General features: G+C 59.9%; 21 protein-coding genes. 14 read left to right on the top strand and 7 right to left on the bottom strand.

Annotated features, from left to right (window positions below):
* Nucleotides 1-108: 108 nt before the first annotated feature.
* Nucleotides 109-1905 carry an ABC transporter transmembrane domain-containing protein gene (locus Q0864_RS07905; protein ID WP_298567692.1) on the bottom strand — a complete coding sequence of 599 codons (1797 nt, stop codon included), beginning with the start codon at nucleotides 1903-1905 and terminating at the stop codon, nucleotides 109-111.
* Nucleotides 1906-2098: 193 nt separating this feature from the next.
* Here Q0864_RS07905 and Q0864_RS07910 point away from each other — a divergent pair, with 193 nt between their 5' ends.
* A complete protein-coding gene (locus Q0864_RS07910; RefSeq protein ID WP_298567693.1) occupies nucleotides 2099-2491 on the top strand; it encodes a hypothetical protein in 393 nt (130 codons plus the stop codon).
* The gene (locus tag Q0864_RS07915; RefSeq protein ID WP_298567695.1) at nucleotides 2488-2982 is read left to right on the top strand and encodes a YdcF family protein; all 495 of its coding nucleotides are present in this window, start codon (nucleotides 2488-2490) and stop codon (nucleotides 2980-2982) included. Before Q0864_RS07910 ends, Q0864_RS07915 begins: the two co-directional genes overlap by 4 nt.
* On the opposite strand, the gene Q0864_RS07920 is transcribed toward Q0864_RS07915, so the two are convergent.
* From Q0864_RS07920 to Q0864_RS07940, 5 genes are all read right to left on the bottom strand, one after another.
* Nucleotides 2960-3382 (bottom strand): hypothetical protein, encoded by a 423-nt coding sequence (locus Q0864_RS07920; protein WP_298567698.1) that lies wholly within the window; start codon nucleotides 3380-3382, stop codon nucleotides 2960-2962. The two genes, Q0864_RS07915 and Q0864_RS07920, sit on opposite strands and share 23 nt — an antisense overlap.
* A gap of 124 nt (nucleotides 3383-3506) precedes the next feature.
* Nucleotides 3507-4094, bottom strand: a complete 588-nt coding sequence (locus Q0864_RS07925; protein ID WP_298567702.1) for a rhodanese-like domain-containing protein — start codon at nucleotides 4092-4094, stop codon at nucleotides 3507-3509.
* A gap of 22 nt (nucleotides 4095-4116) precedes the next feature.
* Entirely contained in the window at nucleotides 4117-4437 is a 321-nt protein-coding gene (locus tag Q0864_RS07930; RefSeq protein ID WP_248369797.1) for an antibiotic biosynthesis monooxygenase family protein, read from the bottom strand.
* 97 nt (nucleotides 4438-4534) lie between these two features.
* Nucleotides 4535-4924, bottom strand: a complete 390-nt coding sequence (locus Q0864_RS07935; protein WP_298567707.1) for a zf-TFIIB domain-containing protein — start codon at nucleotides 4922-4924, stop codon at nucleotides 4535-4537.
* Nucleotides 4925-5016: 92 nt separating this feature from the next.
* Nucleotides 5017-5424 carry a universal stress protein gene (locus Q0864_RS07940; RefSeq protein ID WP_298567709.1) on the bottom strand — a complete coding sequence of 136 codons (408 nt, stop codon included), beginning with the start codon at nucleotides 5422-5424 and terminating at the stop codon, nucleotides 5017-5019.
* Nucleotides 5425-5730: 306 nt separating this feature from the next.
* Between Q0864_RS07940 and ffh the strand changes: the two genes are divergently transcribed.
* The 11 genes from ffh to Q0864_RS07995 all read left to right on the top strand — a co-directional run bounded on the left by ffh (nucleotide 5731) and on the right by Q0864_RS07995 (nucleotide 13072).
* Nucleotides 5731-7239 (top strand): signal recognition particle protein, encoded by a 1509-nt coding sequence (gene ffh, locus Q0864_RS07945; protein ID WP_298567712.1) that lies wholly within the window; start codon nucleotides 5731-5733, stop codon nucleotides 7237-7239.
* A 7-nt stretch (nucleotides 7240-7246) separates the two neighbouring features.
* Nucleotides 7247-7810 (top strand): GNAT family N-acetyltransferase, encoded by a 564-nt coding sequence (locus Q0864_RS07950; protein ID WP_298567715.1) that lies wholly within the window; start codon nucleotides 7247-7249, stop codon nucleotides 7808-7810.
* On the top strand, nucleotides 7807-8103 hold the full coding sequence (locus Q0864_RS07955) for a chorismate mutase (protein ID WP_248369787.1): 297 nt from the start codon (nucleotides 7807-7809) through the stop codon (nucleotides 8101-8103). Before Q0864_RS07950 ends, Q0864_RS07955 begins: the two co-directional genes overlap by 4 nt.
* 46 nt (nucleotides 8104-8149) lie before the next feature.
* Entirely contained in the window at nucleotides 8150-8563 is a 414-nt protein-coding gene (gene rpsP / locus Q0864_RS07960; protein WP_298567720.1) for a 30S ribosomal protein S16, read from the top strand.
* Nucleotides 8564-8586: 23 nt separating this feature from the next.
* Nucleotides 8587-9216: a 5,6-dimethylbenzimidazole synthase gene (gene bluB, locus Q0864_RS07965; protein ID WP_298567724.1), complete on the top strand. Its 630-nt coding sequence runs from the start codon at nucleotides 8587-8589 to the stop codon at nucleotides 9214-9216.
* A 21-nt stretch (nucleotides 9217-9237) separates the two neighbouring features.
* Nucleotides 9238-9387 (top strand): hypothetical protein, encoded by a 150-nt coding sequence (locus tag Q0864_RS07970; RefSeq protein WP_298567727.1) that lies wholly within the window; start codon nucleotides 9238-9240, stop codon nucleotides 9385-9387.
* Nucleotides 9384-9896 (top strand): ribosome maturation factor RimM, encoded by a 513-nt coding sequence (rimM, locus tag Q0864_RS07975; RefSeq protein WP_298567730.1) that lies wholly within the window; start codon nucleotides 9384-9386, stop codon nucleotides 9894-9896. Before Q0864_RS07970 ends, rimM begins: the two co-directional genes overlap by 4 nt.
* Nucleotides 9893-10693, top strand: a complete 801-nt coding sequence (locus Q0864_RS07980; RefSeq protein WP_298567732.1) for a hypothetical protein — start codon at nucleotides 9893-9895, stop codon at nucleotides 10691-10693. Before rimM ends, Q0864_RS07980 begins: the two co-directional genes overlap by 4 nt.
* A complete protein-coding gene (gene trmD, locus Q0864_RS07985; RefSeq protein WP_298567734.1) occupies nucleotides 10693-11517 on the top strand; it encodes a tRNA (guanosine(37)-N1)-methyltransferase TrmD in 825 nt (274 codons plus the stop codon). The genes Q0864_RS07980 and trmD overlap by 1 nt, the downstream gene beginning before the upstream one ends.
* A 334-nt stretch (nucleotides 11518-11851) precedes the next feature.
* The gene (locus Q0864_RS07990) at nucleotides 11852-12019 is read left to right on the top strand and encodes a hypothetical protein (protein ID WP_298567737.1); all 168 of its coding nucleotides are present in this window, start codon (nucleotides 11852-11854) and stop codon (nucleotides 12017-12019) included.
* Between the two features lie 207 nt (nucleotides 12020-12226).
* Nucleotides 12227-13072 (top strand): DUF6544 family protein, encoded by an 846-nt coding sequence (locus Q0864_RS07995; RefSeq protein WP_298567740.1) that lies wholly within the window; start codon nucleotides 12227-12229, stop codon nucleotides 13070-13072.
* A gap of 16 nt (nucleotides 13073-13088) precedes the next feature.
* Here the strand turns inward: Q0864_RS07995 and Q0864_RS08000 are convergent, their stop codons facing one another.
* Entirely contained in the window at nucleotides 13089-13916 is an 828-nt protein-coding gene (locus Q0864_RS08000; protein WP_298567743.1) for a CPBP family intramembrane glutamic endopeptidase, read from the bottom strand.
* Nucleotides 13917-14373: 457 nt separating this feature from the next.
* On the opposite strand from Q0864_RS08000, the gene rplS reads away from it, so the two are divergent.
* Nucleotides 14374-14748, top strand: a complete 375-nt coding sequence (gene rplS / locus Q0864_RS08005) for a 50S ribosomal protein L19 (RefSeq protein ID WP_298567745.1) — start codon at nucleotides 14374-14376, stop codon at nucleotides 14746-14748.
* The last annotated feature ends 4 nt before the right edge of the window (nucleotides 14749-14752 follow it).

Genomic DNA, 14752 nt, shown 5'->3' on the forward strand with positions numbered 1-14752 from the left:
AGTGACGTGACGTGGAAAACGAGGTGACGCATGGGCAATGGCACAACGCCCTTACCGCAGCCTACCCAAGCAAGGGTCTGCGCGCAAACGTTCACCTGTGGGGAAATTTCAGGCCATACCTTCGGTGAATTGCAGGCGCGCGAGGCGGGCATACAGGCCGTCCTCGGCCACGAGTTCGTCGTGTGTTCCCTGGGCCACGATGCGACCTTCGTCAAAGACAACGATCCGGTCGGCCTTCTTCACTGTGGCCAGACGGTGCGCCACGATCAACGTGGTGCGGCCTTGCGCAAGTTCATCCACCGCGTGTTGAACAAGGCGTTCGCTTTCGGCATCCAGCGCCGATGTCGCTTCGTCCAACAGAAGGATCGGCGCGTCGCGCAGGATCGCGCGTGCGATGGCGATGCGTTGCTTTTGACCGCCCGACAGCATCACACCGCGTTCGCCCACATAGGTGTCGAACCCTTCGGGCAGCTTTTCAAGAAACTCGTGAGCGGCAGCAGCGCGGGCGGCGGCTTCAACCTCGGCATCAGAGGCGTCGGGACGCCCAAAGCGGATGTTTTCACGTGCCGAGGCGGCGAAGATGACCGCATCTTGCGGCACCAAAGCTACATATTTGCGGAAATCGTCGCGGCGCATATCGCGAAGATCAATGCCGTCCAACTTCACCGCGCCCTCTTCTGGGTCATAAAAGCGCTGAATAAGCTGGATGATCGTCGATTTGCCAGCCCCTGACGGGCCAACCAATGCCACGGTTTCGCCGGGGGCGACCTTCAGCGATATCCCCTCAAGCGCTGCCTGATTGGGTCGCGCGGGGTAGTGGAAAGTGACATCCTCGAACGAAATCTCGCCTTCGGGGCGGGTGGTGATCGTCACCGGGTTTTCCGGATCCTTGACCGCATCCTCTGCGTTCAGAAGCTCGACCAGACGTTCCGTGGCGCCTGCGGCGCGCTGCAGTTCGCTCCAGATTTCGGACAGGGCGCCAACGGCACCCGCGACCATCACGGAATAGATTACGAACTGGACCAGCGCCCCGATCGAGATGTTGCCCCCCGTCACGTCGCGCATACCGATCCACAACACGCCCACAACGCCTGAAAAGATCAGTGAGATGACAATCACCGTCATGATCGCGCGCGTCGCGATGCGATGCTTGGCAGAGATAAAGCTTTCCTCGGTCAGTCCGGCGAATTCGCCGCGGCTAAGATCCTCGTGGGTGAAGGCTTGCACGGTTTGCACCGATGACAGCGCCTCGGACGCATTGCCCGAGCTTTTGGCGATCCATTCCTGGTTTTCGCGGCCAAGTATACGCAGACGGCGGCCCAACAGGATGATCGGCACAATCACGATCGGCACGATCAGCAGCACCAGCCCCGTCAGCTTGGCCGATGTCAGCAGCATCAGGATCATCCCGCCAAAGAAGATAAACACGTTGCGCAGGGCGACGGACACAGACGACCCAATCACCGACAGGATCAGCGTTGTATCTGTTGTGATCCGGCTGAGCACCTCGCCGGTCATGATCTTCTCGTAGAACGCCGGGCTCAGGCCGACGACACGGGCGAAGACGGCCTTGCGGATGTCCGCCACGATCCGTTCACCCAGACGGGTCACCAGATAATAGCGCAGACCCGTGCCCACGGCGAGCAAACTGGCGACCACGAGGGCGGCCAGGAAATACTTGTCGAGCAACTGGTTGGTCGCCTCGCCAAACCCGTCCACAACCCGGCGCACGGCAATCGGCAGGATCAGCGAAATGCCGGCGGTAAACACAAGCGCGCAGAACGCCGCCAATATCCACAAGCGATACGGGCTCATGAACGGCCATAGACCCGCCAGCGCGCCAATACGTTTGGATTTCTCGCGTTCGTCCATTTCGACGCTGGACGCCCCTGCTTGTCTTGCCATGTTCACTGCTCCTTTCGGGCAGAGATAGCCGCGCAGGCGCCCGCGCACAAGCCGATCTGCGCCTCCGCCCTGCTTGAAAGCGCGTGCCGGTCGCACGCCCCGGTCAGGCAGGCACGTCATGGGTGCTTTCGCTGCCGTTCGTTGCAAGTTAGACTTCTGACCCAAGACCGGCCCACCGAAAGGAGCCATGTAAATGCTGAACATTGCCCGTTTTTGTGCGCTGTCAGGCGCTTCGACGCTGTTTTTGCTTGCCGCCTGCGCAACGCCGCAGCAGCGCTGCATCGCGCAAGCCACCGCCGACACCCGCGCGCTTGAAGCGCAGATCAAGACAACCGAAGCGACAATAGAGCGCGGCTATGCGCTGCACCGGCAGTCGATTCCCTATACGCAAACCCGCGTCTGTTACGACAAAAAGCGCCGGCCTTTTCCGTGCAACCGCACCCGGTTTCACCCACTGGAAACCCCGGTCACCGTCGATATGGGGCAAGAGCGGGCAAAGCTGGCGCAGATGAAAGCGAAACTCGCCAAGCTCAAACCGAAAGCGGTGGCGACGACCGAAGCCTGCCGCCGCAGCTATCGCGAATGACACGTGTCGCGATTGTTCTGGGGGCTGCCGTGCGCCCGGACGGGGGGGCTTCGCCTGCGTTACAGCGCCGGGCCGACACAGCCGCGCAGCTGTATCTGAGCGGGGTCGTTGATCAGATTGTCGCCTCGGGCGGGGTGCCAAAGGCCGGGGTCAGCGAAGCGGAGCTGATCTACGAGATCTGCGTGCAGGCCGGCGTGCCCGCATCAGCAATTTCTTGCGAAAGCCAATCATCCAACACATTGGAAAACATACGCTTTTCTCTGCCCCTATTGCCACCGGGCGCGCAGATCACGTTGGTGACAGATCGCCACCACGCCCCACGCGCCGGACTGATCGCGCGCGAGATGGGGGTGTCGGTGCAAGTGAAAAGTCCCGCGCTCGGGCAATTGTCGTGGCGCAAACGGTTGCGCGTCTATCTGCGAGAAGGCGCGGCACTGGCCTTATACGCCACCCGTCGCATGGGCCGCACTATTTCGAGACGGTCACCGTGACTGACGTTCCGGTATTGCCCTGCCCATAAATCCGCACGAACACGACCGCGCCACCATCGATCAGGTTGCGGGCGGCTTTCGCATCAATCGAGCCGTTCTGGACCATACGTTCCATGGTCTCGCGGTTTTTGATCGACCCGAAGAACGGATCCCATTCATCGCCGGGTTGGCTGATGCCGAAGCGGTGGAAATTCGCCCGGTCCTGACGCAGAATCTGCCATGGTTGGGTCAGTCGCGCGCCTTTGGAGTTATGAAGGTCTGGTTTGCCGATATACGCCACGTATGAGCCGATCAGCTCTTGCGCATGGGCGGCAACGGGCAAAGTGACGGCAATCGCAGCGGCCATTGTCGTGGCAGCGGCCATCCGTGTAAAACGGCGGAATACTGTCTCGTGGGACATGTGCTCTCTCCTTTGCTCTGACCCTATCTGGGGTCGGAAAGGGCGCAGGTCAATGATCACACGGCATTGCGGCAAGCAGTGCGACCTTGGTGCGACAGGTCGATTGCCGCACCAAGGGGCTGTCCTATTGCGGGTCCGACACCGTCAAGCCCAGCATCCGCCATGCCTGCATACCGCCGCGATAATAGTGGATCTTGTCGGCGGGAAAGCCGGCTTCGATCATGCGCCGGGCCGCGGTCGGGGACTGACCGCACCAATTGCCGTTGCAAAACAGAGCGACGGGCTTGGCGCCTTCGCAATCGAACCCGTCGAAGTCAACCTCGCAGCCCATTTCGTCCAGCCGGTCGGCGGCTTCATTATACGGGATCGAGATCGCGCCGGGGATCGTGCCGCCCGCGTGATCTTGCGGCACCCGGCTGTCGATCACCATCACGTCGGGGTTTTGCAACATCTCAAGCATTTCAAGTTCGCCGATTGGCGTCACGCCGGGGGCGGGCACCATCGGTTGCACGCAAAAATTCGGACACGGCCGCGAGGTCCGCGCCCATTCCCCCGTGACTTGGTTGTCCTGATCGGGGTTGCGGGTAATTTCGACCGGACCGGCGGCCGTATCGACGGTGACCGACGTGATGTCGGGGCGGATGTTCACACCCTCCGCCAACGCAGGGGTCGCCAGCAGGGTGGCGACCAAAATGGCAATAGATCTTTTCATTTGGGGTCCCTTTCCACGCAGGTCAGTCGAAGGTTTCGAACACGTCATACATGACCGGTTCGAAGCTTTTGCACAGGGTTGCGATGACGCGGTTGCGTTCGCGCATCTCGTCCGTGCGCAGCATGGCCTGAAAATCTTCTCGCCGTTTCCACTGGGAATAATTGGCGATCCGTGTTTGGGCGTCATTGACGTGCAACCCAGCCGCCACAAAACCCGGCTGCTTGGATATGAATTGATGATAGGCATCCGTCAGCGCGTCCAGAAGATCCTGGCAGGTGCCGGGCGTCATCTCGAACGTGGTGATAACGGTTTGATAATCGGGGGCTTTGCTGATCTTGGGCATGGCTTCCTCCTGTTGGTAAGGAAAGCCTAATGCCTTTCGCGCGACAGATGAATACGAGATTTGGGGGTGGGCGGAAATGGCTCACCCCCACCCGGTCTCAATCGAAGTCAAAAATCTCGGACAGGATCGACTTGCGCTTGCGCTTCTTATAGCGCCGCCCATGTCGATAATCGTCGTCATCGTCATCGTCATCGTCATAATCGTCGCGATACCGGTCGCGGTCTGATCGCTTGCGATAGCCCTCATCCGCGCGTTTGTCATAGCGCTTCGGGCGCGGCTCGCGGGCCACAACCGGGTCGGGCATGGGCGGCGGGGGTGGGGCCACCGGATCAGGGTCAGGCAGCACGACCGCCGGGGTCGCTTTTTCGATGATCTTATCCAGCTCGCCACGATCCAACCAAACACCCCGGCATTCAGGGCAATAGTCGATCTCGACCCCCTGACGCTCGGACATCTTCAGTTCAGTTCCGTCAATCGGGCATTTCATGTGCTGGTTCCTCCGTGTTTCCTGCCAAGGATGTAGGGACGAAAAAGCGGGCCACAAGGACCCGCTTTGGCAACGTTTTTGTTATCGGCGAATTACCGCGACACATGCACGGCGCACGGTGCGTGGCGCACAACGCGGGCGGCGGTCGACCCAAGGAAGAAATCCGTCAGACCCGGCCGGTGCGAGGCCACGACAATGCAATCGACCCCGTTATGTTTGGCATAATCGACAATCGCGTGGCCGGCATGACCGGACACCACCTTGATGTCGATATCGTGCTCTCCCGCCAGTTCTTCCTTCATACGTGCTGCCAGTTCCTGCACGTTATCTTCCAACTGACCTTCGGGCAGGTATTGGGCGACATAGGCGGGCACTTCTTCCATCACATGAAGGGCCGTGATCTTGGCGCCTTTTTCGGCGATGGCTTTCGCAATGCTGAGAGCTTCTTTGGTATCGCGCTCATGATCCAGAGCGATCGGCACGAGGACATTCTTATACATCTCGGTGCTCCTGTGTTTGAGTTGTTCATTCCCTTTCTGGATACGGCACACCGCCGCGCCCAACCATGATACAGGTCAATTGGCGCCGGGCCGCCGCCAGTTGCGCTGCTTTCCTTGACAGCTTGGGCCAAGCGGTCTATTTCCGCCCCAACTCCGGGAGTCGCTATGCTTCCGGTCCCATGGCTTATGCCGGGATCGCCCCCTGTCAGCGCGTTGCGCCCACAGGGGCGTCACTGGTTTGAGATTTGGATTTGCGCAGCCCGCCCCTTATCTAAGGGGCAAATGAAACGGCAAAGGAGCCGAGATATGTTCGAGAGCCTGTCAGACCGCCTGTCCGGTGTCTTTGACCGCCTGACGAAGCAGGGTGCGCTGTCCGAGGATGACGTGAAAACTGCGCTTCGTGAGGTCCGTGTGGCCTTGCTTGAGGCCGACGTTTCACTGCCCGTCGCGCGCGACTTCGTCAAGAAAGTGCAAGAACAGGCCACCGGCCAGGCCGTCACCAAGTCCGTGACCCCCGGCCAGCAGGTCGTGAAAATCGTCCACGATGCGCTGGTCGAGGTTCTGACCGGCGAAGGTGAACCGGGCGCTTTGAAAATCGACAGCCCCCCTGCCCCGATCCTGATGGTCGGTCTGCAAGGTGGTGGTAAAACGACGACGACCGCCAAGCTGGCCAAGCGTTTGAAAGAAAAAGACGGCAAGCGCGTGCTGATGGCGTCGCTTGACGTGTATCGACCCGCCGCTATGGACCAATTGGCCATTCTCGGCACGCAGGTTGGTGTCGACACATTGCCGATCGTGCCCGGCCAGAAACCCGTCGACATCGCCAAACGCGCCAAGCAGCAGGCGACGATGGGCGGCTATGACGTCTATATGCTCGACACCGCTGGTCGTTTGCACATCGACGAAGTGCTGATGGACGAGGTCGAGCAGGTCTCGAAAGTCGTCACCCCGCGCGAAACGCTTCTGGTGGTCGATGGTCTGACCGGTCAGGTCGCCGTCGAAGTTGCGCAGGAATTCGACGACAAGGTCGGCATTTCTGGCGTCGTTCTGACCCGGATGGATGGCGACGGACGCGGCGGTGCTGCCCTGTCGATGCGCGCCGTCACCGGCAAGCCGATCAAATATGTCGGCCTTGGCGAAAAGATGGACGCGCTTGAAACGTTCGAGCCTGAGCGGATCGCCGGTCGCATCCTTGGCATGGGCGATATCGTTTCGCTGGTCGAGAAGGCGCAGGAAACCATCGAGGCCGAACAGGCCGAGCGGATGATGAAGCGCTTCCAGAAGGGTCAGTTCAACATGAACGACCTGAAGATGCAGCTGGAACAGATGATAAAGATGGGCGGCATGCAAGGGATCATGGGAATGATGCCCGGCATGAACAAGATGGCCAAACAGGCCGAAGCCGCAGGCATGGACGACAAGGTACTGAAACAGCAGATTGCGCTCATCCAGTCGATGACCAAGCGCGAACGCGCCAACCCTCAGATTCTGCAAGCCAGCCGCAAGAAGCGCATTGCCAAAGGCGCTGGCATGGAAGTGTCCGAGCTGAACAAGCTTCTGAAAATGCAGCGCCAGATGGGCGACATGATGAAAAAGATGGGCAAGATGGGCAAAGGCAAGATGCTGAAACAAGCCATGTCCGGCATGTTCGGCAAGGGCGGCGGGATGCCGGACATGGGCGGCATGGACCCGTCGTCGATGGACCCCAAAGCGCTGGAAGCAGCGGCCAAGCAACTGGGCGCCAAGGGTGGTCTGCCCGGTCTGGGCGGTGGCGGATTGCCCCCCGGCCTGTCCGGCTTTGGGAAGAAGAAGTAAGCCGGTCGTGAAACTGCCCTTCGATCATATCACCACACCGCGCCTTGTGCTGCGCCCGCCAGAAGCTGGCGATTGGGACGCGTTTCGCAATTTCCTGATGGAAAACCCACGTGCGGAATTTGTAGGCGGCGGACCCAAGAGCGACAACACGCGACGCACAATCTGGCGCGCCTTTGGTCACTCCATTGGTCATTGGGTGATAAGAGACTATGGCCCTTTCATCGCGACTGACAAAGCAGACGGAACCCCCATCGGTTGGGTTGGCCCGTGGTGCCCCGAAGGCTGGCCCGAGCCCGAGATCGCATGGTCGCTTTGGTCGGATTCGCATGAGGGTAAGGGGTATGCCCACGAGGCCGCCGTGGCTGCCATCAACTGGGCTTACAGCCATACCGACATCCAAAGCTTCGTCAGCTACGTGGATCACGACAATGCCCGCTCTGCCGCGCTGGCCAAACGTTTGGGCTGCGTGATCGACGCAAACGCTCCGCGATTTGAGGACGAAGACGACAGCTATGACGTTTGGCGCCACCCCGCGCCCGACGCAGACGGCACACCGGAGGCTTACGCATGACCGACGCAGCAACCCGCGCCGCAGAGCTTTTGAATGACCATCGTCAGTCGATCGACCGGCTGGACGCGATCCTTGTCTACACGCTGGGCGAGCGGTTCAAACACACGCAAGCGGTGGGCAAACTTAAAGCCGAACACGACCTGCCCCCGTCGGACCCGACGCGCGAAGCCCAACAGATCGAACGTCTGGAAGACCTGGCGCGCCGCGCCAATCTGGACCCCGAATTCGCCAAGAAATTCCTGAACTTCGTCATCGACGAGGTCATCAGGCATCACAAGAAACACCAAGAATGATTGGGGCCCTGCCCCGCTCAAATAGCTAGAAAAAAGGAAAACTCTCATGGCTATGAAAATTCGTCTTGCCCGTGGTGGCTCGAAAAAACGTCCCTTCTACCGCGTTGTTGCAACCGACTCGCGCATGCCGCGCGATGGCCGCTTCATCGAAAAGCTGGGCACCTATAACCCGCTGCTGCCGAAAGATTCGGAAGAGCGTGTGAAGCTGGACATGGAACGCATTCAGTATTGGTTGGACCAAGGCGCGCAGCCGACTGACCGTGTGTCGCGCTTCCTGGAAGCTGCTGGTGTGCTGGCCAAGAAAGACCGTGCAAACCTTAAAAAAGGTGAGCCGGGTCAGAAAGCCAAAGACCGCGTGCAGGAAAAAGCTGACAAGGCCGCTGCCGCTGCTGAAGCTGCTGCTGCCCCTGCAGAAGCGCCCGCCGAAGCACCTGCCGAAGAAGCGACTGCGGAAGAATAAATCCGGGTCAGGGCTGATCTGACATGCACACCTTTTCCAAGGCGTTTCAGTCGGATCTTAAAGATCTGATGCGTTGGCGGCGCGATGTGCGCCGCTTTCGCCCAGATCCTGTGGACGAGGCGCTCTTGCAAGAGTGCCTCGACGCGTTTTTGCTGGCCCCGTCGGTGGGGCTGTCGGAACCATGGCGGGTGATCCGCGTCGAAAGCGATGCGGCCCGCGCCGCGGCGCTGGACAACTTCTCGGCCGCCAACGACGACGCTTTGCGTGGTTATTCCGGCAACAAGGCCAAGCTCTATGCCGGGTTGAAGCTGTCAGGAATGCAGGATGCCCCCGTCCAATTGGCGGTGTTCTGCGACGAGGCGACCGACAAGGGCGCAGGCTTGGGCGCGGGCACCATGCCCGAGATGCGGCGCTATTCGGTGGTGTCTGCCATCATGCTGTTCTGGCTTGCCGTTCGCGCGCGTGGCCTTGGGCTGGGCTGGGTGTCGATCCTTGACCCTGACCGGCTTTGCCGCGACCTTGACGTGCCCAAGGGCTGGCAGTTGATTGGCTATTTTTGTCTGGGCTGGCCGGACAGTGTTGACGACCGCCCGGAGCTTGAGCTTTCAGGCTGGGAAACGCGGCGCGGCGCGCTTCCCGTTGAAACACGCTAGGGTCCGCGAGGGAGCTGTGCCATGGGTTTGCTTTTTCGCCCCTTTCGGTTGATCTTGATTGTTGGCGCCGGCTTTCTGGCCGGGTTGCTGTTTGAACGAAACTCGATGACGGATCGCTGCCTTGATCGTGGCGGCGCTGTGGATCGGGGCATTTGCATAGGTGGGAAATGAGCGACGACCGAATTTGCGTGGGCGCGATTGCAGGCGCTTTTGGCGTCAAAGGCGAGGTGCGTGTCAAAAGCTTCTGTGCCGACCCCGAAGCCATCGGAGATTATGGCCCTCTTTGGTCAGAAGACGGCGCGCGCCCATTCGTCCTCGTGCTCGACCGCCCGATAAAAAACGGCTTTGCCGCCCGGATCGACGGCGTGCGCACGAAAGAGGATGCCGACGCCCTGAAAGGTGTCAGACTTTTTGCCGACCGCGACGCACTGCCCACGCTGCCGGATGACGAATACTATCATGCGGACCTGATCGGCCTGACCGTTCTGGACACCGGCGGGCGCGCGCTTGGCCGGGTTTCGGCCGTTCACAACCATGGCGCAAGTGACGTGCTGGAAGTGCAAGGCCCCGGCCTGAAAACCGGCGCACTGCTGCCCTTCACGCTAGAGGCCGTGCCGACCGTCGATCTGGCAGCGGGTCGGATCATCGCGGATCCGCCCGAAGGCGTGTTTCCCGAATGACGCGCGTGATCGTGCATGCTGGGTTTCACAAGACGGGCACCACCAGTTTGCAATCCTATCTGGCCCAAAATCGCGCGCGCTTTGCTCCGTTCTTCGCCTATTACGGACAGAATGATTTCAAAAGCGCAGGCGCGCGGGCGCGGGTTTTTGCCCAACGCCCGTTTCCATGGCGCATGGCGAAATTTCGCGCGGCGTTTCACGCCTTTCTGGACGACATCCCCGACGCCGACACGATCGTATTGTCGCGCGAAACCTTTTGCGGTGTGATGCCCGGCCACCGGACGTGGCGCAGGCGCACCATCAAGGATTTCAAGACCGCCGGCATACCGCTGTGCCGCACAGTGATACAGTTGCTGCGCGAACGCTTTGGCCCTGACGTCAGGATCGAGTTTCTGTTCACCACCCGCGAACGCGAGGCATGGATCCGCAGCGTTTATGGACATCTTCTGCGCTCGATCCACCTGCGCGTAGAATTCGAAGAGTTTCGAGCGGGATTTCCAAACCTGATTGATCTGGAGGAGGAGGCCAAGCGCATTGCCTCGGCGCTTGACGGCTGCACCACGCATATCCGCGCGATGGAGAGCTATGGCACTCACCACAACGGGCCAGCGGCGGCAATTCTTGAACTTGCCGGTGTGGATGCTGCGACCTGCGCCACACTGCCGCGGGCGGCGCGCGCCAACGAAGGCCAGCCCCCCGAACTGGAGGCCGCATTTCTTGAATTGAACCGCTCTGGCAAATCCAAGCATACGTTGCGCCACATGAAAAACGAGATGCTTGCAAGGAAAGACCGCTGATGTCTGATACACCAAAATCTCATGGCCGGCTAAGCGTCTCTGCCTCTTTGAAGCCACGCGAGTTGATAACGGACAGGCCGCGTTTTGCCGGGGTTTGGACGGCGAAAGTCATCACGCTTTTCCCCGCAGCCTTCCCCGGTGTTCTGGGCGAAAGCCTGACCGGGCGGGCGTTGAAAGACGGGCTTTGGGGGTTGGACCCCATCGACCTGCGCCCGTTTGGGGAAGGCCGGCATCGCAACGTGGATGACACCCCCGCAGGGGGCGGCGCGGGCATGGTGTTGCGCGCCGACGTGTTGGCGCGAGCGATCGACATGGCGCAAGCTGGTGTGCCGCAAGATCGCACGAAATGGCCGATCATTTATATGTCGCCACGTGGCAAACCGCTGACACAGGCCATGGCACATCGATTTGCCGCTGGTGCAGGCATGACCATTCTGTGCGGTCGCTTTGAAGGCGTGGATGAACGGGTGTTGGAAGAATACCAGATCGAAGAAGTCAGCCTTGGCGATTTTGTTCTGACCGGCGGCGAAATTGCCGCCCAAGCCATGCTGGACGCCACCGTGCGCCTGCTGCCCGGCGTTCTTGGCAACGAGACCTCGACCGAGGAGGAAAGCTTTTCAGCCGGATTGCTGGAGCACCCGCAATACACCCGCCCTGCCAGCTGGCGTGGGCGTGAAATTCCCGAGGTTCTGACCTCGGGCCATCACGGCAAGATTGCCAAATGGCGGCGCGAGATGAGCGAAAAGATCACCAAAGATCGGCGCCCGGACCTTTGGAAAGCACTGCAAAACGCATTCAAATCGGATGACTCGTCTAAGGGCTGATGGCGTCGGGCGGGCGGCTTCGCAGCGAGCTTTGTTTCGAAAAGTGTAACTGTCTACGCTTTTCCGCCCTACTGTTTCCCAAACCTCTGAAAAACAACACTTAAGTCTAGGTTTCACTCGCCATTTCTGGGGAACCGAGAAAGGTGAATTTGTGTCTTTTTTTAGGCGTGCAACGGTGAGTTATCGACATTTGATCTCACTTATCCGACGGCGTTGCCAACCAGAAAGACCCCGCCAAACACGACCCGCCGTTCATTAGTCTCTTTTCGCGACACACTGATTTACAAGACTTGATCTCTTCACTGACCGGAACACGGCAAGAAAGGTGGACGACATGAACCTGCAGACTCTGGCGAAACAGAACCGCATCAAGGCTCTGACCATATTGGAGCAAAAGAAACGCGCGATGTGCACCCCGCGCCCTGAGGTTGGCTTGAAACGTCACCTGCCGACCTTCCGATCCGCTCGCTTTGATTTTGGGGCGCCTTACGTCCTGACCTGACCAAACACCACTCACGGACATCAAAGCATGGGAAGCTGCGTCATCGTCATGGCGCAGCTTCTTTGCGTTCCGGGGCCGCGCAATGGCGTGAACAGAAAACCCCCGGCTGCCCACTTGAGCCATGTCATTCAACATGACGGATGCAGGAGCTATCAAACGCCGTAGAGTGCAAAACGCAAAACTGCCCTGCAAGATATCGAGGTTCGCATGCAGATGACGTTCTTCTGGGTTTCCGTCGCCATTGGATTGGCGCTGGCGACGATGATTGGATGGCGCCAGCTTGACCGGATTGCGGATCGAGCCGAGCAAGCGCGCCTGCGTGCCTTCCAACCCAGCGCGCCACCCCGGTTTTCCTTTGACATGGTCGCAGACCTGCCCGACCCCGCGCGCCGGTTCTTCCTGTTTTCGATCGCCGACGGAACCCCCCTTAATCGCGTGGTCGAGCTTGAGATGGCGGGGAAATTCAGCCTCGGCACAAAAGAGGCCCCCAATTACATGGCGATGACGGCCCAGCAGGTGTTGGCCGCCCCCGAGGGATTTATCTGGTCGATGTCAGCCAAGTCCGCTGTGATGCGCGTATCTGGGTCAGATAGCGCCAAATGGACCCGTTTCTGGGTTGGTGGCGTGGTCCCCGTGGCGCGGCTGGGCGGCGATGCGGACCACAAGCGATCCGCGTTTGGGCGCTATGCCGCCGAAGCGCTTTTCTGGTCACCCGCAACCTTCTTGCCCGGTCCCGGTGTCACGTGGGAAGCGGTCAGCAAAGACACGGCCCGCGCCACATTGCGCCATGGCAGCTTGGCGCAGACCGTGGAAATTGTGGTGGCCGATGATGGCCAACCCCTGCATGTCAGCTTTGCACGATGGAGCAACGCAAATCCCGACAAGGTCTTTCGCCTGCAGCCCTTCGGCGGATACCTTTCGTCGTTTACAGACGTTGCGGGGTTTCGCCTGCCAACCCATGTCGAAGCGGGCAACCATTTCGGCACCGATGACTATTTTCCGTTCTTCGTTGTGGACGTCACGCAAATCCGGTTTCCATCCCCGCAGCGCTAACCCGGTCTCGGCGCCCTCAGGGCGCAGGGATCACCCGGGTGATAGCCTGGCCACGGGCAAACATCGTGTCGCGCTGCACCCAGACGACAATTGCGGCCGCGAAGACGAAAAAGACCGTGTCATAGGGCTGCGCATCGGGCCAAAGCGGGTTGTTGAGTTGGAAATGGAACAGCGCCGCCAACAAGATACTGCCCCGTGACGCATTGAACAAAGCCGTCAGGATCAGGCTGACCGCCACCGATCCGATCAGGAATGGCATGATGCCCCAGGCGCTCTGTGGTGTGCCGCCCAGAAAGAACGCCGGCACATGCCACACCGCCCAGATCGCCCCCAAAACAAGCCCAGCCCATATCGGCGCCAAGCGGCGCTGCAGCAACGGCAAGGCCAAGCCACGCCAACCAAACTCCTCGATCGGGCCAAGGATCAACATGAAGGCCATCGCGCTTAGCGCCGCGCTGAACGAGGTGAATGGCAACGGCGCGGTGAACAGGTTACCCTTGAGCAGCGATCCCGCCATGAAAATCAACGGGATTACGAGGATGACAACCGCATACCATCCCAACGAAACTCGCCACAGCAGAAGGCGCGACAAGAAGCGTTTGAGCCCCCTCCATCCGCCATACCAACTGACGATTGCGAAGGCCGCTATGGCCGGGGAATAGACAGCAAGAATGAACAGCGGATGCGTTGCGCTGACCTCGCCAAACAGTTGGGTGATGGTGTCGGTGAACAAGATCAGGGCAGCGACCAACCCCCAAGCCAGTCCAAACGCAATCAACAGGAAGGGCCAAATTGCGTAACCGGGAACGATCGGGACCGCGGTTTCTGGGTGTGCGTCTACCATGGGTCAACTCCGCGTGGGTGACGCGCTGTGCGCGGACATAACTGCCCGGCACGTGCGTTTGTGCTTTTCAAGTCCATCACAAATGGTGCAAACAGTCTTTGAAATGGATCAAACCCTTCAAGCATTGGCGTCGCGCCGCCCTTGACTGACCATCACGACGGCGCGTTGGGCGCTGTGTTCGCAACCCGACCGAAGTTGCTGCACCCGGTGCTTTGCACCCTTGATTGCCTTCTTCAAACCCCCTATACACCGCCCGTCTGCCACTCTTCCGAGTCGCGCGGGCGTTTTTCTTTTGGGCGGGTGTTTTCTTCTGCATCAACAGGCCCTTCGAAAAGCTGAAGAAGAAACGACGGACGACCTCCTGCGGGCGCGATATGCGGACCCGGTGAAGACACGGAGCTCTTGGACGGCAGCAAACTTTGCGGACCAACCGCAAGCAATGATAGGAGAAGATCAGATGGACCTGATCGCACAGATCGAGGCGGAACAAGTTGCCGCCCTGGGGAATGAAATCCCCGACTTCAAAGCCGGTGACACCATCCGTGTCGGCTTCAAGGTAACCGAGGGTTCGCGCACCCGTGTGCAGAACTACGAAGGCGTTTGCATCAGCCGCAAGAACGGCGAAGGCATTGCCGGATCGTTTACCGTTCGCAAGATTTCTTTCGGTGAGGGCGTGGAACGCGTATTCCCCCTGCACTCGACCAACATCGACAACATCACCGTGGTCCGCCGTGGCCGCGTGCGTCGTGCCAAACTGTATTACCTGCGTTCGCGTCGCGGTAAATCGGCCCGTATCGCCGAAGACAGCACATACAAGCCCAAGAAAGCCTGAGGAG

Source organism: uncultured Aliiroseovarius sp. (assembly GCF_947497285.1).
In the GTDB taxonomy this organism is placed as follows: Bacteria; Pseudomonadota; Alphaproteobacteria; order Rhodobacterales; family Rhodobacteraceae; genus Aliiroseovarius.

Coding starts and splice junctions, on each gene's coding strand:
- Q0864_RS07915 (WP_298567695.1), top strand. CDS start 2,488: ATGACACGTGTCGCGATTGTTCTGGGGGCTGCCGTGCGCCCGGACGGG.
- ffh (WP_298567712.1), top strand. CDS start 5,731: ATGTTCGAGAGCCTGTCAGACCGCCTGTCCGGTGTCTTTGACCGCCTG.
- Q0864_RS07940 (WP_298567709.1), bottom strand. CDS start 5,424: ATGTATAAGAATGTCCTCGTGCCGATCGCTCTGGATCATGAGCGCGAT.
- Q0864_RS07995 (WP_298567740.1), top strand. CDS start 12,227: ATGCAGATGACGTTCTTCTGGGTTTCCGTCGCCATTGGATTGGCGCTG.
- Q0864_RS07930 (WP_248369797.1), bottom strand. CDS start 4,437: ATGCCCAAGATCAGCAAAGCCCCCGATTATCAAACCGTTATCACCACG.
- Q0864_RS07910 (WP_298567693.1), top strand. CDS start 2,099: ATGCTGAACATTGCCCGTTTTTGTGCGCTGTCAGGCGCTTCGACGCTG.
- Q0864_RS07980 (WP_298567732.1), top strand. CDS start 9,893: ATGACGCGCGTGATCGTGCATGCTGGGTTTCACAAGACGGGCACCACC.
- rimM (WP_298567730.1), top strand. CDS start 9,384: ATGAGCGACGACCGAATTTGCGTGGGCGCGATTGCAGGCGCTTTTGGC.
- Q0864_RS07990 (WP_298567737.1), top strand. CDS start 11,852: ATGAACCTGCAGACTCTGGCGAAACAGAACCGCATCAAGGCTCTGACC.
- Q0864_RS07935 (WP_298567707.1), bottom strand. CDS start 4,924: ATGAAATGCCCGATTGACGGAACTGAACTGAAGATGTCCGAGCGTCAG.
- Q0864_RS08000 (WP_298567743.1), bottom strand. CDS start 13,916: ATGGTAGACGCACACCCAGAAACCGCGGTCCCGATCGTTCCCGGTTAC.
- Q0864_RS07920 (WP_298567698.1), bottom strand. CDS start 3,382: ATGTCCCACGAGACAGTATTCCGCCGTTTTACACGGATGGCCGCTGCC.
- rpsP (WP_298567720.1), top strand. CDS start 8,150: ATGGCTATGAAAATTCGTCTTGCCCGTGGTGGCTCGAAAAAACGTCCC.
- Q0864_RS07955 (WP_248369787.1), top strand. CDS start 7,807: ATGACCGACGCAGCAACCCGCGCCGCAGAGCTTTTGAATGACCATCGT.
- Q0864_RS07905 (WP_298567692.1), bottom strand. CDS start 1,905: ATGGCAAGACAAGCAGGGGCGTCCAGCGTCGAAATGGACGAACGCGAG.
- bluB (WP_298567724.1), top strand. CDS start 8,587: ATGCACACCTTTTCCAAGGCGTTTCAGTCGGATCTTAAAGATCTGATG.
- Q0864_RS07970 (WP_298567727.1), top strand. CDS start 9,238: ATGGGTTTGCTTTTTCGCCCCTTTCGGTTGATCTTGATTGTTGGCGCC.
- trmD (WP_298567734.1), top strand. CDS start 10,693: ATGTCTGATACACCAAAATCTCATGGCCGGCTAAGCGTCTCTGCCTCT.
- Q0864_RS07925 (WP_298567702.1), bottom strand. CDS start 4,094: ATGAAAAGATCTATTGCCATTTTGGTCGCCACCCTGCTGGCGACCCCT.
- rplS (WP_298567745.1), top strand. CDS start 14,374: ATGGACCTGATCGCACAGATCGAGGCGGAACAAGTTGCCGCCCTGGGG.